Source organism: Comamonas avium, from assembly GCF_014836675.1.
In the GTDB taxonomy this organism is placed as follows: Bacteria; Pseudomonadota; Gammaproteobacteria; order Burkholderiales; family Burkholderiaceae_C; genus Comamonas; species Comamonas avium.
On sequence record NZ_JACSQK010000008.1, the window covers coordinates 112775 to 137693 of the forward strand.

The 24919-nt window shown below is 51.4% G+C and carries 24 protein-coding genes and 2 pseudogenes; 20 read left to right on the forward strand and 6 right to left on the reverse strand.

The genetic code is table 11. The annotated features are described in order from the left end of the window. The first annotated feature begins 447 nt into the window (after nucleotides 1-447). The 5 genes from H9646_RS15995 (at nucleotide 448) to H9646_RS16015 (ending at nucleotide 4693) form a co-directional block, all read left to right on the forward strand. Nucleotides 448-849, forward strand: coding sequence for a MerR family transcriptional regulator (locus H9646_RS15995; protein WP_225214257.1), 402 nt, complete (start codon nucleotides 448-450; stop codon nucleotides 847-849). A gap of 70 nt (nucleotides 850-919) precedes the next feature. Continuing rightward, on the forward strand, nucleotides 920-2083 hold the full coding sequence (locus tag H9646_RS16000; RefSeq protein WP_191724385.1) for an MFS transporter: 1164 nt from the start codon (nucleotides 920-922) through the stop codon (nucleotides 2081-2083). Between the two features lie 95 nt (nucleotides 2084-2178). Next, a complete protein-coding gene (locus tag H9646_RS16005; protein WP_225214258.1) occupies nucleotides 2179-2616 on the forward strand; it encodes a RidA family protein in 438 nt (145 codons plus the stop codon). Between the two features lie 25 nt (nucleotides 2617-2641). Next, the gene (locus tag H9646_RS16010; RefSeq protein ID WP_191724386.1) at nucleotides 2642-3310 is read left to right on the forward strand and encodes a hypothetical protein; all 669 of its coding nucleotides are present in this window, start codon (nucleotides 2642-2644) and stop codon (nucleotides 3308-3310) included. 435 nt (nucleotides 3311-3745) lie between these two features. Further along, nucleotides 3746-4693: an AEC family transporter gene (locus H9646_RS16015; protein ID WP_191724387.1), complete on the forward strand. Its 948-nt coding sequence runs from the start codon at nucleotides 3746-3748 to the stop codon at nucleotides 4691-4693. A gap of 144 nt (nucleotides 4694-4837) precedes the next feature. Here H9646_RS16015 and pdxH read toward each other — a convergent pair whose 3' ends face one another. Further along, nucleotides 4838-5485: a pyridoxamine 5'-phosphate oxidase gene (pdxH, locus tag H9646_RS16020; protein WP_191724388.1), complete on the reverse strand. Its 648-nt coding sequence runs from the start codon at nucleotides 5483-5485 to the stop codon at nucleotides 4838-4840. Nucleotides 5486-5690: 205 nt separating this feature from the next. Here pdxH and H9646_RS16025 point away from each other — a divergent pair, with 205 nt between their 5' ends. Continuing rightward, nucleotides 5691-6221, forward strand: a complete 531-nt coding sequence (locus H9646_RS16025) for an OmpA family protein (protein WP_191724389.1) — start codon at nucleotides 5691-5693, stop codon at nucleotides 6219-6221. A gap of 141 nt (nucleotides 6222-6362) precedes the next feature. Here the strand turns inward: H9646_RS16025 and gloA are convergent, their stop codons facing one another. From gloA to H9646_RS16040, 3 genes are all read right to left on the reverse strand, one after another. Then, a complete protein-coding gene (gene gloA / locus H9646_RS16030; protein WP_225214259.1) occupies nucleotides 6363-6803 on the reverse strand; it encodes a lactoylglutathione lyase in 441 nt (146 codons plus the stop codon). A gap of 340 nt (nucleotides 6804-7143) precedes the next feature. Further along, nucleotides 7144-7452, reverse strand: a complete 309-nt coding sequence (locus H9646_RS16035) for a hypothetical protein (RefSeq protein ID WP_225214260.1) — start codon at nucleotides 7450-7452, stop codon at nucleotides 7144-7146. An 83-nt stretch (nucleotides 7453-7535) separates the two neighbouring features. Beyond that, nucleotides 7536-8510 (reverse strand): hypothetical protein, encoded by a 975-nt coding sequence (locus H9646_RS16040; protein WP_191724392.1) that lies wholly within the window; start codon nucleotides 8508-8510, stop codon nucleotides 7536-7538. Between the two features lie 367 nt (nucleotides 8511-8877). Between H9646_RS16040 and H9646_RS18735 the strand changes: the two are divergent. The 12 genes and pseudogenes from H9646_RS18735 to H9646_RS16100 all read left to right on the forward strand — a co-directional run. Beyond that, nucleotides 8878-9029, forward strand: a pseudogene (locus tag H9646_RS18735) (IS21 family transposase); the annotation flags it as partial. A gap of 462 nt (nucleotides 9030-9491) precedes the next feature. Beyond that, complete coding sequence (locus H9646_RS16050; RefSeq protein WP_191724393.1) at nucleotides 9492-10391, forward strand: ParA family protein; 900 nt, start codon at nucleotides 9492-9494, stop codon at nucleotides 10389-10391. Between the two features lie 13 nt (nucleotides 10392-10404). Continuing rightward, nucleotides 10405-12093: a hypothetical protein gene (locus H9646_RS16055; protein WP_191724394.1), complete on the forward strand. Its 1689-nt coding sequence runs from the start codon at nucleotides 10405-10407 to the stop codon at nucleotides 12091-12093. 23 nt (nucleotides 12094-12116) lie between these two features. Further along, nucleotides 12117-12737: an STY4526/YPO1902 family pathogenicity island replication protein gene (locus H9646_RS16060; protein ID WP_191724395.1), complete on the forward strand. Its 621-nt coding sequence runs from the start codon at nucleotides 12117-12119 to the stop codon at nucleotides 12735-12737. Between the two features lie 40 nt (nucleotides 12738-12777). Continuing rightward, on the forward strand, nucleotides 12778-13341 hold the full coding sequence (locus H9646_RS16065; protein ID WP_225214261.1) for a hypothetical protein: 564 nt from the start codon (nucleotides 12778-12780) through the stop codon (nucleotides 13339-13341). Nucleotides 13342-13356: 15 nt separating this feature from the next. After that, complete coding sequence (locus tag H9646_RS16070) at nucleotides 13357-15180, forward strand: hypothetical protein (protein WP_191724396.1); 1824 nt, start codon at nucleotides 13357-13359, stop codon at nucleotides 15178-15180. A 78-nt stretch (nucleotides 15181-15258) separates the two neighbouring features. Beyond that, nucleotides 15259-15681 carry a hypothetical protein gene (locus tag H9646_RS16075; RefSeq protein ID WP_191724397.1) on the forward strand — a complete coding sequence of 141 codons (423 nt, stop codon included), beginning with the start codon at nucleotides 15259-15261 and terminating at the stop codon, nucleotides 15679-15681. Between the two features lie 67 nt (nucleotides 15682-15748). After that, nucleotides 15749-16852 (forward strand): annotated as a pseudogene (locus H9646_RS16080) (PFL_4669 family integrating conjugative element protein). A gap of 261 nt (nucleotides 16853-17113) precedes the next feature. After that, a complete protein-coding gene (locus tag H9646_RS18670; RefSeq protein WP_318244935.1) occupies nucleotides 17114-17410 on the forward strand; it encodes a hypothetical protein in 297 nt (98 codons plus the stop codon). Between the two features lie 68 nt (nucleotides 17411-17478). Further along, nucleotides 17479-17895, forward strand: coding sequence for a single-stranded DNA-binding protein (locus H9646_RS16090; protein WP_191724399.1), 417 nt, complete (start codon nucleotides 17479-17481; stop codon nucleotides 17893-17895). A 19-nt stretch (nucleotides 17896-17914) separates the two neighbouring features. Further along, nucleotides 17915-18229, forward strand: a complete 315-nt coding sequence (locus tag H9646_RS16095; protein ID WP_191724400.1) for a hypothetical protein — start codon at nucleotides 17915-17917, stop codon at nucleotides 18227-18229. A gap of 62 nt (nucleotides 18230-18291) precedes the next feature. Further along, nucleotides 18292-20256: a DEAD/DEAH box helicase gene (locus H9646_RS16100; RefSeq protein ID WP_318244936.1), complete on the forward strand. Its 1965-nt coding sequence runs from the start codon at nucleotides 18292-18294 to the stop codon at nucleotides 20254-20256. 313 nt (nucleotides 20257-20569) lie between these two features. Here the strand turns inward: H9646_RS16100 and H9646_RS16105 are convergent, their stop codons facing one another. After that, the gene (locus H9646_RS16105; protein ID WP_191724401.1) at nucleotides 20570-21469 is read right to left on the reverse strand and encodes a TIGR01777 family oxidoreductase; all 900 of its coding nucleotides are present in this window, start codon (nucleotides 21467-21469) and stop codon (nucleotides 20570-20572) included. 221 nt (nucleotides 21470-21690) lie between these two features. Further along, nucleotides 21691-22629: a MerR family transcriptional regulator gene (locus H9646_RS16110; RefSeq protein WP_191724402.1), complete on the reverse strand. Its 939-nt coding sequence runs from the start codon at nucleotides 22627-22629 to the stop codon at nucleotides 21691-21693. A gap of 159 nt (nucleotides 22630-22788) precedes the next feature. Here H9646_RS16110 and H9646_RS16115 point away from each other — a divergent pair, with 159 nt between their 5' ends. Beyond that, complete coding sequence (locus H9646_RS16115) at nucleotides 22789-24102, forward strand: NAD(P)/FAD-dependent oxidoreductase (RefSeq protein ID WP_191724403.1); 1314 nt, start codon at nucleotides 22789-22791, stop codon at nucleotides 24100-24102. Beyond that, entirely contained in the window at nucleotides 24099-24914 is an 816-nt protein-coding gene (locus H9646_RS16120; RefSeq protein WP_191724404.1) for a DUF1365 domain-containing protein, read from the forward strand. Before H9646_RS16115 ends, H9646_RS16120 begins: the two co-directional genes overlap by 4 nt. The last annotated feature ends 5 nt before the right edge of the window (nucleotides 24915-24919 follow it).

The following is a 24919-nucleotide window of genomic DNA, read 5'->3' on the forward strand; positions in this document are numbered from 1 at the left end:
ATGAGCAGCTAACACCACCTAGCAAATCGCAGATTTGCGACTGAGACGAAATGAGAAGCCGCAGGCAGTACAGGCGTACGACAAGGCGAGGCAACGACGTATCAGAGGTGGTGTTAGCGGCTCTGAGCCAGGCATTTGCACTGTGCGTGGCATGGCTTCACCCATGGTGCAACTGCGAAGCACAGCCCGGCAAGCTGCCGGTGCTGCCTTCGGTTTTTTATTTGGCCAAGACTTCAACGTCGTTTTTGCGGGGCTATGTAATGACTTGGCACGGTCATGCACCCAACTGAAGGTGGCATGTTGTGCAGCCACGGCCAAGATTGAGAGCAAGCGTATCTTCAAGCTCTCTTGCTCACCATGAACACACGATTGGCGCTTTGTGAGTTGACTGCCTTCAAGCTGCCACCTAGAATCAAAGCTCTACTTAACGTCAGGTTGTGTTTTTTCATGTCGTCATCCCAGGCTCTTTTGCAGATCGGTGAACTCGCTCAACGGGCGGGGGTCAGCCACCGCACCATTCATTACTATGAACGAATGGGTCTGCTGCGTCCTGCAGAGCGCGAAGGCGCGGGCTATCGATACTATGACGGGCAGGCCGTGCAGCGGCTGGAGAAGATTGCCGCTTTAAAGAGTCTGGGCCTCAGCCTGGAAGAGATCAGTCAGGTCATTGATCTGTACTTTGATGACCCCAGCGGTATCAAAGGCAAGGAGGAGGTATTGAAGATTCTGCAAACCCAGCTGCAGGCCACGCGCAGCAAGCTGGGCGAAATGCAGGCTTTCGAGCGTGACCTTGTGGCCAATATTGCGCGCATGAAAACGCTCATCGAAGTGGCACGTAAACAGTCGTAATCCAGATGGGGAGGCTTTGCGTCGCCCCTTTTTTTAAGTTGAATCTACACTTAACGTAAGGTTGATTTTGATGAAAACCCAAAATTACCGATTGCTGCTGCTCCTGATGCTGGGGGCTGTGCTGATAGTTGGCCAGCTCTATGTCACGCTGCCGATGACCTCGGCACTCGCATCAAATTGGCAGGTCACAACAGGACAAGCGGCCTGGGCAGGCAGTGCCTTTGGTTTTGCCTATGCGGCTGGTTTTTTGCTGCTGGGCAGCGTGTCAGATCGCCACGGCAGGAGAACAGTACTGCTGTTCAGTCTGGTAGCTACGGCTGGCGCCAGTGTCGTGGTGGCGATTGCACCCAGTTTCAACATGCTGCTGGGGGCACGGGCATTGCAGGGCTTGGCGGCGGCAGGTTTTCCACCCGCTGCATTGGCACTGGTGGCAGAAACGTTGCCACCGGGGCGTCGCCCACTGGGTATTTCCTTGCTGAGCTTTGCCTTTCTGGCGGCAGCGCCAGCCGCCCAATTGCTTGCAGCGCAGTTCGCTGGTCTGGGCCTGCACGTCATCATGCTGGCATTGGCAGCTGGGTATGTCCTGCTAGCCGTTGGTTTGTATCGTTTATTACCAACTGGCATGGCGCGCGAAAAAAAGGGTGCTATTGCAGCGAACCCCGTGCCGATGTGGCGGCAAACACAACTGATGGGGGCATGGATGGCCGCTTGCACCGTGTTATTTGCTTTCGTCAGCTTGCACGCAGGTGCCCAAATCACCGGTTTTTCAGAAAACCAGCTGCAAACCCTGCGCCTTGCTGGCTTGCCACCATTGCTGATCTGCCTTGTGGCGGCACGGCTGGTCAGCCGGGTAGGGCCAGTGCCTACCGCGCGCGCAGGCCTGGTGCTGTCGGCCATTGCACTGATGGTTGGATTACTCGATGGCTTTGGGTGGGTAGCAGCGGCCAGCGTGCTGCTGTCAGCTGGCATTGCGCTGGCTGTGCCGGGGCTGATTGGCACCGTCGCAAGCAGAGCAACGGCCGACTTTCGTGCTCGGGCCATGTCGCTCTACACCTTTTTCTTGTTTGTTGGCGCCAGCATCGCGTCGCCCGTTGCGCAGGCGTTGGCACCGCATGGCTGGAGTGCACTGCTATGGGCACCCATCGCTGCATTGCTGGGAGCGGCGGCTGTGGTCAATGGCTGGTCGTCGCGCAGCCCTTCAGTTCCTCAACCGTCGGAGCACCGTATTTCATGAACCCCCGCCGCCGTTTTTTAACGTTGTCGGCAGCGCTGCCGTTGTGCGCAAGCGCGCTGGCTAATCCCAAAATTTCAGTCCACAAGGAGCCCGCCATGTCCCCTGCAAACTTCATGCTTGCACCCATCAATCCTGCAGGCGCTGCCATACCCGGTATCTCTTCGGCCATGGTGGTAGAGCGTGGCCGCTTGATGTTCCTGTCCGGCCATGTACCGGTGGATGAGAACGGCATCGTGCTTCGGGCAGGCCTTGAAGCCCAGCTGGATCAAGTCTTCAAGAATCTGAATGTAACGCTGCAAGCGGCTGGCGCCACGCCAGGCCATCTGGCCCGCATCACCATTTATGTGCGCGATTTGCAGTCGAACCAATTGCCGGCTATCCGCCGTGCCCGCGACCGTTTCATTGACCTGGCGCAGCCACCTGCCAGTGCACTGATTGGAGTGGCGCAGCTGTTTCACCCTGACGTCCTGGTCGAGGTAGATGCAGTGGCCGTACTGCCGCCAGGCGCCCCCCAGTTTCCCTTGTCCAACTGAACCCATTGAAAGAGGAGATTCATCCATGACACGTTTTCACCGTATCGCACTGACTGCCGCACTTGCAGTGGCAACAGGCAGCGCTGTTTTAGCCCAATCCTTCACTTCCAGCCAGGAAAGTTCAGACATGACTTCGCATTCGACCAACGTTACAACCGATCTTTCTTATTCAGTTCCCGGCACGCACGCACAGGCATCCCAGCGCACCGTGTCTGTCGATGGACAGGCCGCGAAGCTGCTGCGTTATGAACGTCGCGATGGCCGCAATGCCGGGTTGGAGGGTGAGCACTTCAGCGCCGTGGTGGCGGCTGATGGCACGCTGAAAGGCTTTGCAAACATTTCTTTAGATCTGGCAGGCAAACCGCTGCCAACGCGCCAGCGCAGTGAGCAGATTGCACGCGAATTTCTGCAACAAACCGCTCCAGATTTGCTGCCACGCATGAAAATCAGCTGGATTGACCCGCACGATGAGCCCATCCTTGTGCAGCGCGATGGCAAGAGCGAAACCATTGTTCTAACGGGTATGAAAGTCAAGGCCCGGAACCTGGCCGATGGGCGCTGGTTCTGGGTCATTGTTGGCAGCGATGAAAAGCCGATGGTTTTTGAGCGCGACATCGTCTGGGTCACCTTTCCTGGGCATCGCAAGACCGAAAAGTGGCTGCACGATAGCTGGCTCAAGACACAAGCGGGCTGAAGCGGCAGCCGATTGGCACCCCGGCACTGAACGCGACAAGGCACAGAGAAAAAACGGTGGACAGCCAAGGTGCTCTGAGCGCTAGAAGACGGGGGCCGCGGCATAGGCACATGGCGCGAACCAGATCCGCTGCTATTTTCTGCCCTTAGCCCTTCCTCTGGCTGGCTTGGCCCGAGTCGACACCCAGCGCTGCGCACCCTTCGTTCTCTATGGAACGCGCAACGTTGGGCTATGATCTCCAAGCGAGCCCCAGACGCGCCTTAGCAAGCCTTAGTGGCTTGCTTTTTCATGGCTCTGCGTGGCTCCAGCCCGCAATGCCGCGCTCCCATGCAGCAGCCCCAAACAGAGCTAACCTATTGCCCCATCAGCGGTTTCAGACCTTGTGTGATTGCCACGCAAGACTTGAAAGCGGCCGTATTTTAAAAGTGTGAATACATGGAGTCCCCTGCGCTGACCGCCTTGATGCCTGTGGTGTTGTTGATTGTTCTGGGTTTCATCGCCGCAAAAGTCGATTGGATTCGGGCCTCTGCAGTCAAAGATCTGTCCAATCTGGTGTTTTATGTGCTGACCCCGGCGCTGCTGTTTCGCACCATGTCCACCGTCAAGGTGGGCGATCTGGATTTCAGCCCCATCGTGCTGTACTTTCTGGCCGCTGGCATCATCTTTGCCGGCACCATGCTGGTCTTTGGCTTCAACACGCTGGCCGCCGCCCGTGCCTTGGGGCACACCTTCAGCAACAACGTGATGATCGGTATTCCGCTGATCGGTCTGGCCTTTGGACAGGAAGGGCTGGTCACCTTGTTCACGCTGATCTCGGTGCACGCACTGGTGCTGCTGGGCTGCGGCACCGTGGTGTTTGAGCTGGCACAGGCAAGGCAGTTGAGCACTCAAGGTCAGCCCCAGGGGCTGGCGCGCACCCTGGCTCAAGCCATTAAGAACAGCGTGATTCACCCCGTGCCGTTGCCCATCATTGTCGGTCTGCTTTTCGCCCAGACCGGGTGGAGCATTCCCGGCGTGATCGACAAACCCATGCAGTTGCTGGGCCAAGCCTTGGGGCCGATTGCGTTGATGCTGGTGGGGGTTACGCTGGCATACAGCAAGCTGGGCAGCCTGATCAAACCGGCCGTACGCATTGCCCTGGTCAAAACCATGGTGCACCCCGTCTTGTTCATCACCGTGGCCTGGCTGTTTGGCCTGCGCGGTGTGCCCATGGCCACCATGGCGCTGGCGGCTGCATTACCGACAGGCGCGAATGTCTACATGTTCACCCAGCGCTACGGTGTGGGGCAGGAGGAGGTGACAGCCAGCATCGCTATTTCTACCGGTATTTGTTTGCTGACACTGCCCATCGTATTGCTGCTGCTGGAAAAAATTGGATATTGAAGTCAATCCAAAATAATCATTAAAAGGAGCTGCCAACGCTTATAAGGCAATGGTTTCAGATACTTTTATATATGAAAACCTTGGTGCATAAGCCTTGGCAGCTATTTTATTTGCACTGCGCTTTCACGCCATGCAGCACCAGCCTTAAGGGGCAAGCCGTTCTCTGAGCCATTCGCGATGGTGCAGTTCATAGCGCAGGCGATCATGCAAACGGCTCTTTCGGCCTTGCCAGAACTCCCAGCGATCGGGCACCAACCGGAAACCACCCCAATGCGCAGGGCGCGGCGGGTTCAATAAAAACTGCGCACCGTATTTGGCGGCGTTGGCCACCAGCACGCCGCGGCCACTGATCACTTGGCTTTGCGGACTGGCCCAGGCGCCAATGCGTGAATCCAGAGGGCGGCTGTGAAAGTAGGCATCACTTTCTTCGTCGCTCACGCGCTCGACACGGCCTTCAATGCGCACCACGCGCTCCAGCTCCACCCAGTGAAACTGCAGCGCGGCAAACGGATTGCCCGCCAGCTCTGTGCCTTTGCGGCTGCCGTAATTGGTGTACCAGACAATACCGCGCTCGTCGTAGCCCTTGATCAGCACAATCCGCGTGCTTGGGCGCAGATCGTTGCCTACGGTAGCCACGGTCATGGCATTGGGCTCGTTGACCTGGGCGTTGACGGCTTCTTGCAGCCATTGGTCAAACTGCAGCAGAGGGCTGCTGTGCGAGGCATCCTCGCTCAGTTCAGCGCGTTCATAGCTTTTGCGCAAATCGGAAATGTGGGCAGAAATTTGGCTCATAGCATCAATTGTGCACCCAGCCCAAGGCGGGCCTTCGTGCCTTTGCTGCAAGTTTCCTGAGTTTTCTGACGATGAGCAGATAAAAATACTTGCACATTTGTTAATAATGTTACATATATAGACGCCACACACATCCGTACACCTGCAGCTGCCAGCCAGATCAGCGCGATCACTACCTAATGCTGCACCCATTGAGGAAGAGGCCATGTCACAACCATCCGACGATGTTCAACCACCGCTGCTCACTCTGGTGTTCTCTGCCGCATTGATTGCTTTGACAGTGTCTTATTCGGTCGATGCAGAACCGCTGAACGGACCTGCAGCCGTGACGCTGGCGGCTGCCGCCCCTCAATTGGCTGCCTATGAGCCACCCACGCTGGCAGCTTCGGCCATCGTGCTCAATAAAGTGTCGTCCTACCGCGTGGAGCAGGGGCTGGTGAAGTTTTTCTTTGCACCTGGCCGCACTGAGCTGGTTTATGGCGCAGACGATGCACTCAAGGACATCGTCGTCTCGGTCCAGAGTGGCCAGCGCGTTCAGATCTCTGGCTTTCACGATGAAACCGGCGACCCTGTGCAAAACACAGAACTGGCAAAAAAACGTGCCATCGTTGTGCAAAAGCGTCTGATTGATCTGGGTGCGCCAGAGCAATCCATCGTGCTTAAAAAACCCGCTGTTGCCGTGATTTTGGGCAGCTACGCAGAAGCTCGGCGGGTTGAGGTCACTTTGGTTGAGTGATTGATAGCGCCAAGGCAGCCGCGCTCAACAGCAGGGTTGTCTGTGGTTGAGCCACTGAGTACGCTCACACATGAGCAGCAATTTGGCACAAAAAAAATGGCACCGTGAGATGCCATTTTTATACTTATCGCAGCCCGTAGATCAGGCAGCGCGCAGGGGATCAACAGACGCCGCATCACCGTGCTGGTGAGCGCGAGAATTTTCCTGAATTAACTCAATCTTGTAGCCGTCAGGGTCGGTCACAAAAGCAATCACCGTAGAGCCACCCTTAACAGGGCCAGCTTCACGGGTCACATTGCCACCGGCAGCCTTGATCTTGTCGCAAGCGGCATAGGCATCTGGCACGCCCAGCGCGATATGTCCATAGGCGGTGCCCATGTCATAGCTTTCGGTGCCCCAGTTGTAAGTCAGCTCAATCTCTGCCTGAGCAGGATTGCCGCCTTCAAAGCCCAAGAAGGCCAACGAATACTTGTATTCGGCGTTTTCTGAGGTACGCAGCAACTGCATGCCCAGAACTTGGGTATAAAAATCAATCGAGCGCTGAAGATTGCCAACGCGCAGCATCGTGTGTAGAAATCGCATGCGCTTATTGTGCATAAAAGCCATCAAGTTCGCACAAACAGGCAAATCCATGCCAAGTGACTGCTAGATAGCCTTCAACCTAAAAGCAGGCTGCATGCGGGAATCAGGGGCATGACGGTGACTTGTTTCATCTCCTGTGGCGGATGAACCCAACGATAGTGAAGGGGAGAGCATTGAGATGGCATTGGCCAGAGACTTGCTCACCACTTTTAAAAAAACCCCTCATCGAGAGATAGAGGGGCTTGTTAAAGTCTTTTAAAACTTCACTGTCTTTATTTAACTTTAGAAATATTTACAATCCGCTACTGAATATTTCTGTATCAATGATCGGAATTTCGTATTAGGGCAAAGTGCCAGTTAAATTCCAAATTGTTCCAGAGTCAAGACTTTGATTGAGCACTGAAATCACCCCTTTTTTAATCCCAGGAAGATGTGAATCGTCAGCAGTAATTAAAACTGTTGGCGCTATCAATGCAGCTGCAGCGGTTGCAGTTCCTATTTGAACTTGTAAATTGACACTACCGTTCGCGGTTTTACCTTGAAGATCAAGTCTAGCTGAGCCTGAAGTATGTAGTGTTCCAGCTCCCCTTCCAAGATCTGCGACCTCAATCTTCGCAATTACATCTTGGCAATCGCCACGTTCTTTCATAGTTAAAGTTGCTAATCCACGAATAGGGTTTTGGGAGTCAGTTTTTGTTAGAGGCATTTTAAACACTCAAAATAAATTTATAATTAAGATTTTTGTGGATCAGCATGAATTGCTTGCATATTCATCAAGGCATTCACTTCAGAGGCCTGTTTTCCGGTCAATGTCTGAATGGCACTATTAATCGTTTGCATATCTGTAGCAACCAAATTCGAATTCATTGTTGTATCCATATCATAATAATTCATGTTGAATTTGAATTTTGAAACTGAAGACTTGCCTACGGATACTTTCCAGCTTGATTGGTCAATATGCAAAAAGAAGGTACGAATTTTTGCAACATACATTGCAGGCGGTTGCCCTTCACCACCTGTACCAGCTACTGTTGCAAAGTAATAATAGGTTAAAAAATGATCAAGAGTTGCATCTTCTGAATTAAATGAGACCTGCATTGTCCCCAACTTAGCAACGACTTTGGTTAAAATGCTATCTAATTCTGTTAAGGCGGCTTTAGGAAAAGAAAATCCAGAAAATAGTTCACCCAAAAAACTTAGATGTAGTTCGGCGCTCGTTACTTCCTTGCTGTAAGACTGAGCTGTAATTTGACTTACTGGCAAATAGCCTGCAAGTGCCTTGACAGAACCACCTGTGATCACATAATTGCGCCATTTCGCCATCGCTCTTGCGAAATCTGATGCATCCTTTGGTTTAGAAATATCGTAAGGAGCAGGGTGTTCGTTGTATACACAATAGGCTGTAAGAAGTGAGATATATGAGTCAAGGGTTTGTATTTGACCAAGCATCTGATACATGCCTGTATCAGGAGCTGGCGGGACAGTTGCAATCGAGGTTGTTCCAGGAACCTCGACAGCACTGTTTAAAATATTATTCAAACTTGTTGTATCCGGTGTTCCGGCTGGGGCATCAGACGCTGAAAGTAATGGTAAACGACGATGCAGTAGGTTCGCACATGCATTTTGTTGGGTAACTTCTAAATAATGCGCTAACTGCGCAGTAGATTGGGAAAGAATTTTCTTCTCGGCCGATGTAATTGAATACATTTGTAGTTCCTACTTTAAAAGTTTCAGAATATTAGGCTTCTTTAAATATATAAAGACCTAACGCATGAAAATTTAAATGCTGGTTTATTTCTTGGGAATCACTGAAACTTGGTATTTTTATAAATATTTTCAAATGGCAGTTACATTGATCCGAATCGGTTTACTTTTTAATAAATCTGTGATAGGGGTTGGTTGTGCATGAAAAATAGTCAACAATTTATAGTACATGTTCACCAACGCTGTTTGACTCTAGAAGCTGTTGATTTCCACCCAGAAGTGCCCCCCATTAGCCCCGGGTTTTTCCATCTCAATCTAATCCACGCATTAACCCTAGCCTGCTGCTTTCTTGTGCAGCAGGAGACTAGGAGTGGTTGACGTGGCTACTTTTAGTGTCATCAGACGCTGGGCTCTACGTGAGCACCTGTCATCCGAGAGATCGCTCGCAGAACCGGGCTTTCTGGCAATAGCATTCGCAAGTATTTGCGCTCCGATGTTGTGCAACCTCAACTTGCGCAGCGCACCAAGCTACAAGTGGCTCACTTCAAGCTCAGCCACAGCGGAGCCTTCTATCTGAGGGCCCAACCCGCAACTAATTCGCATTCTTAATCCACGACCTAATCCAATCGTTGGTGAATCTGGCTTGGTTTTAGTATGTCCAGAAGCGCTAGAGATCATGTTTGAAGGTGATTAACCGTTCGAGGCATTGCACATAGAGTGCAAAACGTGCGTCAACGTGTAGTCGTCGCAACAAGTGTTAGGAAGTGCTTATAAACAAGGCCTTAGCGGCCAATTTTTTGAGTTTTAGAAAATATACAATGTATATTCTTTGACACTTAGAAGTAAGGTCGATGAGTGAAGCAAGTTGTTGAAAAGACAACTTATTTGGCTTCCTCTTGAAGGGTTTTGTAGCTTTTTTTCGCTAGACAAATATCTAATTCTTTGTGATCTCGTTGTTTGGTTCAACCATTCAACGAGGTCAAAATGTTCACTATTTCTGTTGTTTCCACCAAGGGTGGAGTAGGTAAGACAACACTCGCAGCCAACTTGGGCGGATTGCTGCGAGACATTGGTTTAAGAGCTCTGCTCATCGACGCAGACGTACAACCATCGCTCACTCGTTACTACCATTTAGAGCACGAGGCTCCACAAGGCCTCACCCAGCTCGTCCGCTCTGGCGTTCTTTCCGAAGAATGCATTTCTCATTGCCAATTGCCTCCGGCAACATTTGAGGCCAAGGCAGACAAGGTTCCACAGTCTCCAGGTGGCGTCCTTCACTTGGTCAAATCCGATACACGTGACGGCAAGCTGCAAGACTGGATGAGTGGCCGCATGGGCTTAGATATGCTTATGCGCTTGAACATGCCTCTCAGGCACCCTAGTGTGACTAGCGCTTATGACGTGGTCATCATTGACACACAGGGTGCAATTGGCCACCTTCAGGATGCTGCTGTAAACGCAGCAGACCAGTTGCTGGTCCCAGTGTCCCCCGACATAGTTTCAGCACGCGAATTCTTGGATGGCACGATCTCATTGTTGGATCGCCATGAGTGTGCAGCTAACGTGGGTTTGAAGATGCCACCCATGAAAGCGGTAATGACACGCACTGAGAAGACCAAGGATTGCTCCCTGATCTCTGATCTCATCCGCGAACAGTTCATCACCATGCGTGGTCGGGTGAGCATGTTGGAAACCGTGGTTCCTGCAGCGGTTGCTTACCGCAAGGCAGCCACCTCACAGGTTCCGGTTCACTGGATTGACCCCATCAAGCAGTCAGATGTAATGCACAAGCTCATGTGGGAGTTCATTCCCAGCGTGGCTGGTATGTGCGCGTCCAACCACCCCGAATTCATCGATTTGACCGCACCACACGACAGCCAGTGATCGTGAGGTACGTATGCGCACGCCCGGATCGCTTACTGCGGCGCAGCGTGCTGCCAGCCTGCGTCAGCAGGCTGCAGACACTGCAGCAGCAAACACAGCCACACCTACACAACCAACACCACAGGACAGCATGACTGGTGCTACTGAAAAACCTTTGAACGCTAACGAAAAGCGAGTGCAAGCTGCACGCGAGGCGTTGAAAGTATCGACGAACAACGCGACGGCAAATATTGATCCGATGGATGAAGTTGATGGGTCAATCACGATCTTGTCAATCAACGACATCGTCACCTATAGCCATAACCCACGGTCTAAACCCAACTCAAAACGTGCTGAGATTAAGGCTAGTTTGCAGGCTGAGGGGCGCATTACCAACACCATCACTGTCACTCGACGCTCTCCAAAAGAGAAGTATTTCCCGTATGGCGGTGGTAATACGCGAGTTGAACTTTGCAAAGAGCTGTTTGCAGAGGGTGATGAACGCTTTGCAACGCTGCATGTCCTCACTAAAAAGTGGCCTGGAGAAGCGGCAGTTATTACTGCGCACCTTTCAGAAAATGATAACCGTGGCGATATTTCATTTTGGGAGCGAACTCAAGGTGTTGTCAAATTCAAAAGTGAATATCAAGCTGAGAATAAAGCACAGCTTTCTGTCAATGAGCTAAATAAGGTACTCAAAGCAAGTGGATTGAACTATGGCATCAAAATGGTTCAAAACTTCATCTTTGCTCATGAGTATCTGAGTTTGATTGGCCCTTGGATTAAAGCTGAAGAAATTAATTCAATCATTCGCCCGGTTGTTAGCTCTTTATTTGACTTAGGTACTAAGTTCGACAAATCAGATGAAGTTAAAAATGCACTAGATGAAATCATGCTCATGCATGGTCAAGACCTTGAATCTACTGAGCTGGCTAATAAAGACAAAGAGCCAGCCAGCAGGCAAGAACCAAGGCTTGATGTTCAAGGTTTAATTACCGACTTTCAAACAGTAGTTGCAAAGGTTTTGAAGCTGCAAGTGGATAATATGCCCGCAGTTATTCAGGCCGTGACTTTGACTCCGAATTTGTCTATCGAAGAGATTCAACAAATAAAAGCGGTTGAAAAAGATCCAAAGAGTAAACAGCCTCAGCAGTCGCCAATTGGGGGAATGCTTACAGGGGTCAAAGGCAAATCAAGTGCATCTACCATAACAGATCAGCAGGCACCCAAAAGCAATACTGCTGAATTTGAAAAGCAGTTGATTGCAGCATTTTCTATTCTCAATGCTGCCGTTCCAATTGCAGACTTCCTTAAAACCGATCCGCAATTGCCTTATGGCTTCTTTGTAGATTTTCCTGCGTCCATGGATAGCGTGGAAGGCAAGCCAGTGGGTGATGAGATGGCGGGTTTACGTGAAGCGTTGTGGCCGGTGCTTGCAAGCATGAGCGGGCAGGCTAATGAAGCCTTCGCGCAGGCGATTCCTGATAACAGTTCATGGGCGCTCACGCGAGCACAAGGCCTGGAGGCAATGTCAGCAAGCTGTATTGCAGCTGGCGTGGCCATGCGCAATGGCCTTATCTATGTGACTTCAATGCATGTTTGGATGCTCATGTCACACGCGGTTGTTGGCCCTGCATTCATGTCGTTAATGAAAGTTCTTTCAGAGCATCACGTCAGTGATCCTGCGAAATTTCAAATTAGCTTCAAAAAGCTTTTCTCTTAATTAATCTGTGAGTCCGTTTCGCCATGCCCGCTAAGAGCATTCCTGTTCAAATTCAAAACAATCAGCAGCTCAATTTCTTGGTGCTGAGTGAAGTTATTCGTTTAATTGAAACAGCGAACGGACTCGATCAGTTATTAAATATGGGCTGCGATGCGGAATTGATTGATCAACTCCGCAATCGTTCAGCCCGTGATTTACTTAGTCTTTCAGATCGTTCAAGCGGATTTACTGTTAATTTTCATCCTAAAGAATTACTCACGCACCTCAATGGTATTGATCGCCAACGTCGAGACGACGAAATGTGCGAATACTTTGTGATTCATGGCGCATCACGGCAGTTACTTTGCAAATTATTCAAACGCACAGCGGACGAAGTCCGCCGCATGCGGGAGATGCTGGTAGGACGTGGAAGTGTCGGCAGAACATGTTTGCCCAAAAGTTTAAAAGTTCGGGATCAAATCCATCACGCTTGGCATTCAATTATTAAGGACTCACCAGAGCAGTCCTTGCGTTTTTGGCTTTACGAACTGCATCAGCAGTTCCCTAATTACTCTATTGAAACTCTTTACTCCACTCTCAAAGAATTTGAAGATGGGGATCACAGTTTAATCATCGAGCATGAAAATTCAGATCCGGTTAAATAACTAAGAACATCATCAATTAAATTTACTGGAAATAATAATTATGCAAGATCACAACTATATCCAATCCGCCATGTTGTTGGAGTGGATTGGCCAAGCGCCTATTGTTATTAATCGAGCATTTATCGATTTAACAGGCAATGTCTTGACTGCGCTTTGGCTGTCATACGCAATTGAAAAAATCAAAGAAGTAGATGCGCAAGAGGGCAGCTCATCGACCGTATTAATTTGCATGTCCTCAGCTGAATGCGAAAAGCAAACCGGCATCACGCGTGCCCAGCAACAAACCTGCCGTAAAACGCTGGTCTCGCTTGGTTTGCTCAGTGAGGAGGGCAAGCAGGGCAAGGTGCTGAACTACCGCATTCATTTGAACAAGATGATGCAGATGCTGGAGCTGCAAGTTAAGCCCATGGCCGATGCACTCCAGCGCTCAGACGTTCTTGCGCTGACCGCACAAGGAAATGCTCTTGAAGCTCAATTGGGCATTGACTGGTGGAATGGGCTAGATGAGGAGCAACGCAAGCACTGGATGACGAAAGCAGGCAACACAGGTATCGCTGCAGATGCTTGGTCTGCTTACAAGAACGAGCAGCCACAGGTGTCGTAATCCTGGAGCAACTCAGTGAGCATGCAACTTCAGCCAAGCTTTCCAACACCGGGTGTTGGCGTGTCTGGCGCGATGAGCCCCAGCCAGCCTCCACCGGCTCCTTATGAGCAGATCCTGCTTCACCTGGATGAACGCGGCTTCGTGCCGTTTCATCCTGCACTCTCAGAAAAGTTTGGCCATAAAGCCGCGATTTTCGTAGGCATGGCCCTGTACTGGACAAGACACAACTACCGCAAGCATCCTGATCGCGGTGGTTGGTTTCACATGTCCATGACCCAATGGCGCAACAGCATTGGACTGTCACGCTCTGAACAAGAATCCGTGCGCGAAGCACTGATGGAAGTCGGTGTGCTGGAAGAGTTCTTGGTTGGGCGACCTGCGGTCATGAACTACCGTATTAATGTCGCTGCGCTGGCCAAGCAGTTGGCCATCAACCAAGCGCCCAATGCTCCATTGAACTGGGATACCGCGCAAAGTTGGTTTAGAGGCTGTCACAGCTACTACAAGCCATTAACTGACGTGGTTGGGAACATTGCAGCTGGTCTGTATCTCTCGTTCCTGCTTCAACGTCACCGTGACTGTCTCAAACGCGGTCAATTGGACAATGGCTGCATCTCAGTCACTCAAGACTTGATTGCAGAACACTTGCACCTGGGCGTGAAGGTTCAGCGCAATGCGCGTGATCGCCTCAAACGCGCAGGACTGATTCAAGAGTCCGGCCCTGGTGGCTCACTTGTGCGCGTGAACATGGACGCTGTCCTGATGTGTCTTCGCGGACAAGCAACCAAACCGCTGAAAGGACGAGCTGCAGCCCTGGCTAAAGCAAGTGCGACTGCAGCTCCTGCAGCAATTAAAAGCGCGAGCTATGGTGTTAATACCGAACCAGGTGTGAACCTGTCTGGCCTTGGCATCGCATTCAGCCAGTTGTCCTTGGGGATGTCCAGCGCAGCCAATGAAGAATCCAAGCCCAAAGTTACGCGCCCACGGGACCTGCTGCTGGACTTTCTGAATGAGCAGCCACCTGTCGGATTCCGACAAGTCAGCACAGTTCGCCCAGCTCAGTCTGTCTCTACTTTCGATAGCGAAATCTTCAAGCGTGACAGGGCTTTGCTTCGTTCTGCGGTACTGCTTGCTGTCGATGACACCCCCCCTGCGAACTTTGCCGTTTCCTGCAAACTTGAATCTGCCGAAACCTGCAATCAAGAATTGCCGAAACCTGCAAGCTATATACAAAGGGATGTTCTACAAAGGGATGTAGTTAATACAACTACTACTGCAAGTTGTAGTGGTGGATTTTCATCATCACCAAGAATTCCTGTGGATGCGGCTTCACTTGTTCTGCCAGACAACCTCACTGGCTTGCACACGAATCAGGTTTTGGACGTGTTGAGTGGAGCGCCTGCATCTGAGCACCAGCGACTTTTGGATGAGCTGTGCGGACAAATGCGCAGCAAGACCATCCACAACCCTGCAGGCTGGTTGTTCGGACTCATCCGCAAGATGCAGTCCGGTCCATTGGTTCTGACTTACGCAGATGGCATTGCTGCTGATCGTTTGTTAGCAGCCAGCCCAAACTTTGAGCAGGAAAAGGTCAATCCGCGCTTTGCTCAACACCAAGATTTGCAGGAAGCACTGCGTTTGATTCAGCCGGGTTTTGTTTACCGCTTGGAATCGACAGGCACGCTGGTTGTCTTTGACAAAGCCACCGGCAACTTGCGCGGCAAGCGCATCAACGACGCATGGCGCGTTTTGCTTAGTGGCGGGGCAATTGTTCAAGCCCAACGCGAAGGAAAACTATCAATTGTTCAAGCTGATGAGCATCAAGGAGAACTTGGTTGAAAGCTAAATGCATTTATCGAGAGGTAGAGCAAATTGCACCAGTTGGTAAGGCTTACCAAGTAGAGCAAATCGCACTAGATGAATATGGATTCTGAAATGAGTAACTGCAACGAACTATTCGCTCAACTTGTGCAGAGATTTCGTTCTTACGAGGACGCATCTGTACTTTGGATATTTCTTAAAGAACATGCTGACGTTCGTGAATATGCTGAATCAACCTATCAGATTGCATCGACACAGCTGTGCGATTTTATGAATCGTTTTGCGGTCAGTAGGAGCATTCAGCGATTGCAAGAGCAGGGCTTCATTCAGGTGAGTGTTGTGCGCAATTCAAAAACTCTTGTGAATGTAAATCGTGAAGCCTTGCTTGAGTTTTTGCGTCAGCCGCTTCCAGCCCGATTACCTGCATGCAGCGACAAGAACTTTCCATTTCTTGAAGCATGGAATGCGGATTTAGCCGCTGTAGCAGAGGCTGCAAAAAATGCACAACCATCAGATTGATGCGTTGATAGCACTATTTAAGAACCCCTGATTAATTTGTAAATCACCCATTAAATTGGAGAGTGAAGTGGCGACCTCATCAAGCAATACAAAACCCCGGAACGTAGTATTCGGCAGTACGTTTCCTGTAGCAGCGTTTGAAAAAGAGAATAATTCTCCGTTCGATGATGGATATTCCATTGCGAAAGAAGAAGCTGCCTTGGCGGCATATATCGCTGGTGGTGCGAAAGAAAATGACCCACTGCATGAGCGATTTATTGAATTGCAAGATCGGCGTGAGCGTCTTGAGTTGTTGGCTCGTGAACGTGATGAGCGTTCTGGCGCAGATCCAGTCGTCTCCAATCAAGAAGCACGCTCTGTAGAAGACTTGGGTGGCCTGGTTGATGACGGCGTGGATCAAATGGAGCTTCACACGATTGAAGCCATTCGAATGTTCACCGGACGTGCCCGTGAAGCAGGTAATCCACGCACGGCGATTATTGGTGGCAAGCGCGTTGCCTCTTCATTGCGCAATCTTTGGCTGCTGACTGTTAATGACAATCCTTATGCGGACTGGGCCTTGGTTCGCCATGAGCATTCCGTAGATCAAGTGCTCAAGCATTTGCGTGAAGAAACAGTGAAGGCTGAATCTATGTTGAGTTCGATTCGCCAAAAGGGGTTGAGTTTCTCGGTGCTTTCTTCATCAAGCCCGGTTTAGTTGAACTTGGGTTTTCGCAGTCCCTACGGATATTCCATTTCCATGCTGATGGTGGAGTACGACTACTTCGTGCGCGTACAGAAAACCTTGCAGCGCAAAAACATGCAAAACGACGAGGACACACGCAAAGCCTTGTCTGCTGTTTCACGCGGCATCCTTGGCATTTTTTATGGGACAACCCGTTTTGACCGTTGGCTCGGACAAGCAGAAATTCGTACTTTGAGCCGTCTTGACTGGGTGAGTCAAGAAAAGGATGCACTGGGTCGTGTGGAGTTTGCCCTGCAGGCATTTGGCCCTGTCCCATCCGCTATCTACACAGGAGAGCTTGCTCCATCGCACTCGCGCCGTCGTTACTCCCTGACTGAGGCAGAGCGCGAACTGCTTAAAACCGTGGGAGGCCAGTTGCAGGAAGCTGAAGAGCAAGTGGCTAATGCTGACGATCAAACACCTACAACTGGGACTGAGTCCGCCTGAAACAGATTGCTTTAGGTTGGAGCAGTATTAATGAAAGGGTCTTGTGTGAAAAAGGGTGAGGTGTTTAAAGGGCGAGTAGATCAGGATGGGTCAGGCGAAGCCGTCAATAACGTAATTTGGGCACGCCAAGCATCGGTTAATCAGGACTGTCAAAACCGAGTTGACGTAAAGGCCCTTACGGGTAGGGGCACCCTGGCTAATCTGCGACATGAAGTTGCCAAGATTGACGAGCTTGTTTCAAAGATGAATGAGATTGTCCAAATGACTAAATCCATTCCCGGACTGGGCATCTATTTGGTCTTGCACCAGCGCACATCCAGTGGTTATGTTTTTCTACGCTGGCGCGAAAGGCTGGGCAGTAACCGCCATCTCAATTGGGATGATGTGCCTGACCTCACGCGAGGACAGCCGCCGGAAGTTCGTAAATGGTGTCAAGACACATCGGCCTATGCACAAGAACTCAATGCAATGCACCTGCGTTCACGTGAAGCAATCAAAGGGATTCGCAAGCAAGTCCAGCAGCGCGATCCTCACTTATTTCAGCGAAACATTTTTTAAGCGTTATCTGCATATCCTGCTGTGGTGCGGCAGGCCATGCTTTTATGTAGCACCGCGAGGAATCTTCAATGCAAAACCTATTTATTGGCAAAGGCAATTTGGCCAGTTCTCCCGAACTGAAAATTCTCAATGGCCGCAATGGCGAGTTTCAAGTTGCGACAATGCGTGTGATGTTTGCGCGTTACAGCCGAAACAAGGAAACCAACGAGGTTGAACAAACAGGTGGGTTTTGGCGTGAAGTGGAAATCTATGGCTACAAGGCAGCGGATGTGGCCAAACATTTGCGCAAGGGCTCACGTGTTCTGGTGATTGGTGAGGAACACGATTACACCGGTACCGATGATGGTGGCAATGAGGTGCAAGTAATCAAAATCGTTGCAGAAGATGTGGCCCTGCAACTGACGCGTATTGAAAAAATCATCTTTGCCGCGCCTGCAGCTCGGCAATCACAGCAAGAGCCGGATTACTCCGAAGTACCCCAATAATTAATTCAAGGAGGCTCAAATGGGTGAGCGCATTCAACTGACACAGACAGAAGAATTGATTGTTTTGGATGACGCCAAATATTTCATGATCTTGCTTTTAAGTCTTGAAATGAAAGACAGCGAAGCACCTGCGTATTTGCATGTACGCCGTTTGAAAGGTCACGATTGTTTGGGTCATTGCTTGCAGCAAACGGACGGCAGCTGGGATGCACGACTGAATGTGATTTATGACGATGCCAGCAACAGCGACTCAGTGCTGCTTGGCAATTTTGATCATCGGGTCGATGCCATCATTCACCTGTGGCAGCAGCGCAAACAAGCCTTCAGCATTTGAATTTCTAGGCCTCCTAGTGACGCAAAACGTCGCCACCTCAAAATTTGTCACAGGAGTGGTTAGTGAATTTAAGTCCTCAGCTTCAACCTGTAGCCCTAGCCCCGGTCAACATCTCACCACCGGAGCTGCTGCTCAAAGCCTGCAGCGATGGCCAGCGACTGGGCCTGCAGCTGGTAGCTGTTTCAGGGCTGCAGCGTCCGCTGGCTGATTACGGCGGCTGGTGGTGTTCAGCCAGGCGCATGTGGCTACTGAGTGCGACCTCACCAGAAAGAGTCCTGGAAGTCCTGCAGCATGCCTATGCGGGCCAGTTCGTGGATCTGGAGGAAGCGGATGTCACCTTGCGTGCCGCCATGGCAGGGCCTCAAGCTGACTACTTTACCGAGCTGCTGGATGTACAGGTCTTTCCGCTGGCCAAGGGCGACTTGTCGCGTGGCATGTGGGCAGTGAGCTTTCAATACGATCCGCTGTGTGTGCAGGCCATGCGCAGCCTTGGCGGTTATTTCCACAAGCATGCCGCAGCATGGCAAGTGCGGGCCGAGCCGAATGCAATTGAGCAGCGTCTTGCAAGCATTGCAGGCGTCAAATCAGAATTTATCTTTGTCCATGAGCAGCCGGTAGTTCTGGAAGAACTCAGTGACTCCAGCTCGCAGGGTTCACCCATTGTTGTGCCTGCAGCTCCACCACCCCAAGGGGGAGGCGCTGGCGCCAAAGATGAAGAGGGCAGTGGCTTCTTTTCTACCGAGCGTGACCACGATGATGGGCTGCAGGTTGACCAAGAGTTGCTGGATGGCATGCAAGCACAGGGCTTGCTGCGTGACTACCAGGCGCAAGGTGTTGCCTTCATGGTGTCCCAGACTGGTGCCTGCATGGGGGATGACATGGGGCTTGGCAAGAGTCGTCAGACGGTGGTGGCCAGCCGCATGGCCGCAGGCAAGCAACGCGTACTGATCGCCTGTCCTGCTTCGCTGCGCTTGAACTGGGAGCGGGAGATCAAGATGGTGTACCCAGATGCTGTGATTGGCATGGTGGGTGAAGACCGCATGGCCACGCTGCAAGGGTGCGACTGGGTGATTGGCAACTATGAGCGTATGGGCGGTCTGGTGCGTGAAGTAGGGCTTGAGTTTGCCGTCATGGCCGTCGACGAAGCCCACTATCTCAAGGAGTACCAAAGCGGCCGCACGCGCAATGTGTTCATGCTGGCGGCACGTATCCAGCGCTGCTATGTGGTCACAGGCACGCCCTTGCTTAATCGTGAGGTGGAAATGCACACCTTGCTGCGCATCACTGGTCATCGCCTGGGGCACCTGTCACTGGCTGACTTCCGCAAGTCCTATGCAGGTTCGCCTGAAAAGCGTGCAGCTCTTGCCAGCGCTATTGAAGGCTGGATGATCCGGCGCAGCAAGTCGGTACTGTCTGAGCTGGGCAGTAAGCAGCGGCAGATGCGGTACATCTCACCCGCTGAAGGCATGGACGCATACAAGGAGATCTATGCTGACATGACGCTGCAAGCGATGCCAAAGATTGTGCGCCTGCGTAAGACACTTGAAACGCTGAAGATTCCATTCTTGGTCGAGACCGTCCAGGCCATGGGCGAGGACGACAAGATCATCATCTTTTGCGAGTACATGAGTTCGGTCCAGGTGCTTAAAGACACGCTGAGTGCCTTGCAGATTCGCTGTGTCAGTCTGGTGGGGTCTGACTCGGCCAAACGCCGTCAAGCCGCTGTAGATGCGTTCCAGGATGATCCAGAGGTGAAAGTCTTTATTGGCTCAACCATGGCTGCTGGGGTGGGTATCACTTTGACTGCGGCAAACATCGTGGCATTTGCATCCATGCCTTGGACGCCGGCTCTGATGCGTCAGGCTGAAGATCGAGCATACAGGCTAGGACAGAAGCGCGATGTGCTTGTTTTAGTGCCAATCATTTCTGGAACGATCGATGACGGGGTTCTTGCTCTTCAAGACAACAAACGGACAACTGAAGTTGAAGTGATTGAAGCTGCAAAGATGGCGCTTCCTGCTCAATAGCTCAGCTCAGTCAATTATTTTTACACGCGTACCAGCGGTGAATTTTGGTAGATACCTAAGTGAACTCCATCAAGTGAGTTCGCGAGTTTGCGATCCTCCAACCTTGTAGTGCCAGGTCAACGAACTGCATGGCAGTACAGCCATTCTGCAAGATTTACAGAAAATTCCTCGAACGGCAGTCGTGGCATAGCCACGGTTAGGAGGGGTAGTTTCTTCAATTAGGACCTTTAGAACAAAGCACCCAGTTCAACGATCAGTTAATACTTAAAAAACAGGTAATTTTTCGTGTCAAGTATTAGCAAAGCAGCTTCGTTTAGCGTTTCATTAGTAGGTGGCTGAGTGCCGTTTCCAGTTGGGGATGCTGCCACTTAAATCCCAACGCTTGTGCGCGTTGCGGATGTAAATATTGTCCTGCTAGAAGTAGTACGGACATGTCACCCAAAGCCAAGCGTAGCGCCCAAGCTGGTACAGGCAGCATTGTCGGACGGTGCAAGCTGCGGGCAAGTGTCTGCGTGAAGTTAATATTGCGCACTGCTTCTGGAGCGCAGGCGTTGAAGGGGCCGTTGCAATCTTCTTGGTGCAGCAGGTGATCAATCAGGCGGACCTGGTCGTCGATGTGTATCCAAGGCATCCACTGCTGGCCATTGCCAAGTTTGCCGCCTAGGCCTAACTTGAATAAGGGCAGCAGACGTGCCAGCATTCCGCCCTGTGAGGCTAATACAGGCGCAGTGCGCACTAGTGCAACGCGGACACCGATGCTGCGGGCGCGCTCGGCCTCATGCTCCCAAGCGATGCACAGCTGGCTTCCGAAATCGGTTGCTCCGGCCGGGCTGCTTTCATCCAGCCAGGTATCACCGCCATCGCCGTACCATCCAGCAGCCGAGCCTGATACCAGCACGCGCGGCGGCCGGGGCTGCTGCTCGATCCAGTCCACTAGGGTTCGCGTCAAATCCACGCGGCTGGCCCACAGCACTTGTCGGCGTGCGGTGCTCCACGGGCGGTCAGCAATTGGTGCGCCAGCCAGATTCACCACTGCGTCCAAAGGTGTGCCATCCAGCTCGGGCAGATGGGCAATACCGCGTGCGCCGCAGCACAGTCGTAGCACCTTACTTGGCTCACGGCTCCAGACCCAGAGTTCGTGGCCTTGGTGTTGCCAGTGCTGGCATAGGGCTTGTCCAATCAGGCCTGTGCCGCCAGTTAGAAGGATGCGCATAAGATTCTCCTTGGGGGGATACGTAAGCCAATGGATTCCCAGGTCAGGTATTCACCATCGAAGGCTCAAAAGACGCCGCTATCTTGTGCCAGCATTAAGGCTTGTCCGATGGTGTTTAGGGTAATGCTCACCGCGCAGATTGGGAAATTTTGCGATCCGCTCAGACATCGTAAATTGCAAGTTCTTGAAGAGCTATGGGCTAGAGCAATAAGACAAATTGCTTACTGTTGATCGCGCCATTGGGTCACTAGTGCGGGTATGCCTTGAAGAGCTTGCATGGCCGTAATGCCTTCCAAGCTTTTCTGGTAAAGAGCCTGACAAGATCCTCCAACCCATATGCCTGTGTCAGCATCCAACTCGCTACGTAGTGCGCGCAGGCTGGCGTGAACGCTGACTTGGTTGTGCAAGTTGCTGAAGCTGAGCGCAACAATGTCTACTTTGTGGGCACTTGCAGCACGAGCGATGTCGGTAATGGGTGTTTGCGTACCCAGAGAAATGCATTCGCATCCTTCCAAAGTGAGCAGCGCCTCCACCATTAGTAGGCCTAAGCCATGCATCTCTTGAGGGAACGTGGTTAGCAACACCTTGGGACTTTTGCTCAGTTCAGAGTGTTTTAAATTGCCAAGGCTGCTGCGTAAGACATTGGTGACTACCTCTGTGTATAGGTGTTCTTCAAACACTTCAAATCTGCCCTGTGCCCAAGATTCCCCCACTGCGATAGACAGCGGTGCAACAACCTCTGTCACAAATGCCCCGAGCCCTTTGCGCATAAGGGTCCGCTGCAGGTCATCGCGCAATAAAGCGGATTGGTGACATTCGATTGCGAGTAGCAGCCTTTGCGTTTCTTCTGAAGCAGTCGGTGCTTTTTTGTTTGTCTTGGACAAATCCGAGATTTTGTCTAATAGCTCATAAATTGATTCATCGCTGAGATGGGCTACCTTGCCTGGCCTGTGTCCTGCATCTAACAAGCGGCGAATACGTTTTAGACGTTGCACCTGCTCGTGAGGGTAGAGGCGGTCATCAGACGCATCTCGCAGAGGCTGAGGAAAACCATAGCGCTTCTCCCAAGCACGTAGAGTGTCCTTGGAGATGCCTGTTTCACGCTCAACAGCGGTAATGGACAAAGCACCATGTATTTCGTTTGGCAAAGTTGAAGTCATTGTGCGTAGTGGTGGTGCTTTGTTGCGAGCGCCGATAGTCAACATTAGTGTTGGACAATAGTTTAAATTGTCCAAGACAAACCATTGTTTGTCTATTACATTAGCTGCAAGTTATACATATTTTTGTTGCACAAGCGCTCGCACAACACAAGGTGACCTATGAAAGTAGCTGTGATTGGTTCTGGTATCTCAGGCTTGGCTGCAGCTTTTAGATTGAACAAGCACGCTCATGTGACCTTGCTGGAAGCAGGTTCTTACTTTGGAGGTCACACCAATACCTTGGATGTAACCCTGCCAGACGCGCAAGGCAAGCTTGTTACACATGGCGTAGATACGGGATTTTTAGTGTTCAACGAGAGAACGTATCCTGCTTTGATCTCTTTGCTAAAGAGCTTAAAAGTTCCGACTGTGTGTACGGATATGTCTTTTTCTGTGCAGGTGCCAAGCGCTGGCTTGCTTGGCGGTTCACTCGAATGGAATGGTGCAAATTTTTCTTCGGTGTTTGCGCAGCGCACAAATCTTTTTCGACCTCGTTTTTGGAGGATGCTGCGCGAGGTTTTGCGTTTTAACCAACTGTGCACACGTATTGCTGAGGCCAACGAAGAAGCTGTATTGACACAGCCGTTATCTGAATTCTTGAAAGTACACAGGTTCGACAGCGAATTTCGGGATTGGTATTTTTTACCAATGCTGGGCTGCATCTGGAGTTGCCCCACCGATCAAATGCTGCAATTTCCAGTGGCCACAATGATTCGGTTCTGCCACAACCATGGTTTGGTCCAGGTAAACAATCGTCCCAAATGGTGGACGATCCCCGGAGGTGCAAGGCAGTATGTGCAGAAGATCACCAGCCAGTTAGCCGAAGTGCGGCTGAACGCTGCTGTCGAGCGTATTGTTCGCAATGTGCATGGTGTAGAGATACAGATCGCGGGCCAGGTTGAGCATTTCGATGCGGTTGTATTGGCGGTACATAGTGATCAAGCTTTGCGTTTGCTTGACCAGCCTACAGCACAAGAGCAACGCGTTTTAGGTGCTATCAAGTACCAGCCTAACGTGGCTGTGTTGCACACGGATGAATCTGTTATGCCGATGCACAAAGCAGCTTGGGCCGCTTGGAATTATGAGCGTGCACCTTCGGCCTCACGTGAGTCATCTCGCGTGTGCTTGCACTACTGGATCAACAAACTCCAACCCTTGCCTTTTGCTCAGACAGTCGTGGTGTCGCTAAATCCTGCTCGTGCCATTGATGAATCCAAGGTATTGGCAACGATTGACTATGCGCATCCTGTTTTCGATCTGGAAGCGATACGTGCACAGGCCTTGATTCCAGAGCTCCAAGGTCAGCAGCGTACATGGTTCTGTGGGGCTTGGACTGGCTACGGTTTCCACGAGGACGGTTTGAAGTCAGGCTATGGAGCCGCAGAAAGTCTGCTGAACGCTCAGCTTTCTAGGTTTGAGAGGGAGGCCGCATGAACCATGTCAAACAAGCGTCGCTGACTGAGCTGCCTTTGATTGGATTTGGCTACGTTCGACACAAACGTTTGCGTCCCCGCGTGCATCGTTTTGTATACCCTACTTTTTTTCTCCTGCTGCCTATGCGCACGTTGCAAAGGCAACCGAGTAATGCAGGTGTCTTGGCATTGAATCGTCCGGGCATTCTTGGTTTTCGGGATAGTGACCACGGAGACGGCCGCAACGCTGCGCAAGGCGGTGCGTTGTCATGGGTAGAAGAAGTTTTACACGCTCAAGGCATTTTCGACGCTGATGGTGAAATTTGGCTGCAGTGCTACCCATGTGTGCTGGGCTATAGCTTCAAGCCGGTTAGTTTTTGGTACTGCCAGCGCAGCGATGGCATTTTGCGGGCAATTGTTGTCGAGGTGAACAACACCTTTGGTGAGCGCCATACCTACGTACTGGATCGGCCTCAGTATGGTCAGGAAGTGATGGCGGATAAGGTTTTTCACGTTTCCCCTTTTTGTCCAATAGAGGGCGGGTACCGGTTTGAATTCAAACGCACAGGCGAGCACGGCTTGGGAGCTGTAAGTGTGCGCGTGGACTACGACGATGCCCATGGTCCACTGCTGCTGACAGGCGTGGGGGGGCGTTTGCAACTGCTGAACGCTTCTACACGCAGGTATGCGCTGTGGCACTACCCGTTGATGACGCTCGTGGTCACGGTGCGTATCCATTGGCATGCGCTGCGGTTGTGGCTCAAGCGGGTGCCTTTTTTCAGCAAGCCGCAGCCGCCTTTGCAGTCGGTTTCCCGATCATCAACGCCACGATAAAGACC

Coding starts and splice junctions, on each gene's coding strand:
- H9646_RS18670 (WP_318244935.1), top strand. CDS start 17,114: ATGACTAAATCCATTCCCGGACTGGGCATCTATTTGGTCTTGCACCAG.
- H9646_RS16055 (WP_191724394.1), top strand. CDS start 10,405: ATGCGCACGCCCGGATCGCTTACTGCGGCGCAGCGTGCTGCCAGCCTG.
- H9646_RS16015 (WP_191724387.1), top strand. CDS start 3,746: ATGGAGTCCCCTGCGCTGACCGCCTTGATGCCTGTGGTGTTGTTGATT.
- H9646_RS16090 (WP_191724399.1), top strand. CDS start 17,479: ATGCAAAACCTATTTATTGGCAAAGGCAATTTGGCCAGTTCTCCCGAA.
- gloA (WP_225214259.1), bottom strand. CDS start 6,803: ATGCGATTTCTACACACGATGCTGCGCGTTGGCAATCTTCAGCGCTCG.
- H9646_RS16115 (WP_191724403.1), top strand. CDS start 22,789: ATGAAAGTAGCTGTGATTGGTTCTGGTATCTCAGGCTTGGCTGCAGCT.
- H9646_RS16105 (WP_191724401.1), bottom strand. CDS start 21,469: ATGCGCATCCTTCTAACTGGCGGCACAGGCCTGATTGGACAAGCCCTA.
- H9646_RS16050 (WP_191724393.1), top strand. CDS start 9,492: ATGTTCACTATTTCTGTTGTTTCCACCAAGGGTGGAGTAGGTAAGACA.
- H9646_RS16010 (WP_191724386.1), top strand. CDS start 2,642: ATGACACGTTTTCACCGTATCGCACTGACTGCCGCACTTGCAGTGGCA.
- H9646_RS16000 (WP_191724385.1), top strand. CDS start 920: ATGAAAACCCAAAATTACCGATTGCTGCTGCTCCTGATGCTGGGGGCT.
- H9646_RS16095 (WP_191724400.1), top strand. CDS start 17,915: ATGGGTGAGCGCATTCAACTGACACAGACAGAAGAATTGATTGTTTTG.
- H9646_RS16120 (WP_191724404.1), top strand. CDS start 24,099: ATGAACCATGTCAAACAAGCGTCGCTGACTGAGCTGCCTTTGATTGGA.
- H9646_RS16040 (WP_191724392.1), bottom strand. CDS start 8,510: ATGTATTCAATTACATCGGCCGAGAAGAAAATTCTTTCCCAATCTACT.
- H9646_RS16065 (WP_225214261.1), top strand. CDS start 12,778: ATGCAAGATCACAACTATATCCAATCCGCCATGTTGTTGGAGTGGATT.
- H9646_RS15995 (WP_225214257.1), top strand. CDS start 448: ATGTCGTCATCCCAGGCTCTTTTGCAGATCGGTGAACTCGCTCAACGG.
- H9646_RS16035 (WP_225214260.1), bottom strand. CDS start 7,452: ATGAAAGAACGTGGCGATTGCCAAGATGTAATTGCGAAGATTGAGGTC.
- H9646_RS16060 (WP_191724395.1), top strand. CDS start 12,117: ATGCCCGCTAAGAGCATTCCTGTTCAAATTCAAAACAATCAGCAGCTC.
- H9646_RS16005 (WP_225214258.1), top strand. CDS start 2,179: ATGTCCCCTGCAAACTTCATGCTTGCACCCATCAATCCTGCAGGCGCT.
- H9646_RS16110 (WP_191724402.1), bottom strand. CDS start 22,629: ATGACTTCAACTTTGCCAAACGAAATACATGGTGCTTTGTCCATTACC.
- pdxH (WP_191724388.1), bottom strand. CDS start 5,485: ATGAGCCAAATTTCTGCCCACATTTCCGATTTGCGCAAAAGCTATGAA.
- H9646_RS16025 (WP_191724389.1), top strand. CDS start 5,691: ATGTCACAACCATCCGACGATGTTCAACCACCGCTGCTCACTCTGGTG.
- H9646_RS16075 (WP_191724397.1), top strand. CDS start 15,259: ATGAATATGGATTCTGAAATGAGTAACTGCAACGAACTATTCGCTCAA.